A 1,917-nucleotide genomic window follows, 5' to 3' on the forward strand; every position below is an offset into this window, starting at 1 on the left:
GTGCCAGACCRGCCACCACCTCGTGCACCAGTTCCAGCAGCGAGAAGCTGCGGCGCTGGTCGCCGAAGTTGTCGGCCGTGGACTGCAGGAAGGAGTCGACGATGGACAGGGTGCGTTGCAGGTTGGACAGCACCAGGCCGACGCTCTCCTCGCTGACGCGCAGGTGCTTGTCGAGGTCGCTGCGCTTGATGTTGCTGGTGCCGGACAAGCCGCGCAGATGGGTCAAGTCGTCCTGCAGCGTGCAGGCCGAGATCAGCGCGTTGCCCAGCGGTGAGCTCAGCTCCTGGGCGATGCCCGAGATGGTGCGGCCGACCGAGGCCAGCTTGTCGCGCTGGAAGAGCTCGATCTGCGAACGCGCAAAGCTCTCGGACGCCAGCTTGAGCGCCAGCTGGGTGCGCACCCGCGCCTTGACGACGACGTCGACAAAGGGCTTGGGGATGTAGTCGACCGCGCCATGGGCAAAGCCCTGGGCCTCGTCGTCGGCGCTGCCCTGCACGGTGACGAAGATGACGGGCACGCCGCGCGTGCGCGGATCGGCCTTCAGGCGGTCGCAGACCTCATAGCCGCTCATTTCGGGCATCAGCACGTCAAGCAGGATCAGGTCTGGCAGCTGCTGGGCACAGAAGGCCAGCGCCTCGGCGCCGCTGGTGGCCATGGAGACCTCACATTCGTCCACCAGCAGCTGGTAGAGCGCATGGATGTTGCTCGGCTGGTCGTCGACTACGAGGATGAGCGGCATGGCGGGTCAGAATAACCGCTGCACCTCCCCGACAACCACAGGCATGCCCGGGGCTTTCCCCAGGGCGTGGCTACGGATTCCGTCGCACATTCGGGTCATCCGCGACAACCATAATCGGCAAGTTCACACGCGATCGCCCATGCCCCAGCGCACGTTCACGCTCGGCCTACTCTGGCTTGCCATGGCGGCGCTGCTGGCGCTTCTGGCCCTGCTTTGGAGCCTGCGCGACGCAGGCGGCGCGGCCGTCGACGCTGCCCTGGTCATCAATACCTTGTTGCTGCCCCTGCCCGCGCTGTGCATGCTGGTGCTGCGGCGCGGCRTCGATGCGGCCGAGTCACACCGGTCGGCCACCGAAGCCAAGACGCGCTTCCTGACCCAGCTCAGCCACGAGATCCGCACGCCCATGAATGCCGTCATGGGCATGACGCAACTGGCGCTGCAGACCCAGCTCACGCCCGAACAGCGTGACCTGCTGACCAAGGCCGATGCCGCCTCGCGCATGCTGCTCAGCCTCGTCAACGACGTGCTGGACGTCGCCAAGATCGAGGCCGGTCACATGGCGATCGAGTCACTGCCGCTGCGGCTGGAGGACGTCGTCGGCCAGGCCATGGAGCTGGTCAGGCCGGTGCATGCCAACCCCGCTGTCGCGCTCATCTGCGACTGGGCCGACGCCAGCCTGCTCGGCTCGCGCGGCCAGCTCCGCGGTGACGCACTGCGGCTGCAGCAGGTGCTGGTCAACCTGCTGGCCAACGCCATCAAGTTCACGCCGGCGGGCCAGGTGCAGCTGCGCCTGGCGGCCGCACCCACCGACGATCAGGGCCGTGTGCCGCTCTGCCTCACCGTGCAGGACAGTGGCATCGGCATGAGCACGGAGCAGCTCGACGGCCTGTTCCGCGAATTCCGGCAGGGCGACGCGCCCATGCAGCGGCGCCATGGCGGCACCGGCCTGGGCCTGGCCATCACGCGCCGCCTCGTCGAGCTGATGGGTGGCGTGCTCGGCGTGCACAGCACGCCCGACCAGGGCAGCAGCTTCGAGATCCGCCTGCCGCTGCCGCTGGACGCGGGCGCCGCGACGCCCGCGCCGCTCAAGCCGCAACGCCTGCTGCTCGCCAAGGCCCGCCCCGAGGGTCGCGAGGCGACGCTGGCCCTGCTGCGCCATCTCGGCTTCGGCGCTGGCC

At 68.7% G+C, this 1,917-nt stretch carries 2 protein-coding genes; one reads left to right on the plus strand and one right to left on the minus strand.

The genetic code is table 11. The features are described from left to right. Positions 1–739 (minus strand): response regulator (locus ACXJKR_RS31060; protein WP_457326130.1); only part of this gene is annotated, 739 nt, incomplete at its 3' end. Positions 740–878: 139 nt separating this feature from the next. Here ACXJKR_RS31060 and ACXJKR_RS31065 point away from each other — a divergent pair. Then, positions 879–1,917: sensor histidine kinase (locus ACXJKR_RS31065; RefSeq protein WP_457326131.1), on the plus strand; the 1,039-nt coding region annotated here is incomplete at its 3' end.

It is taken from the genome of Roseateles sp. P5_E11 (assembly GCF_054049355.1).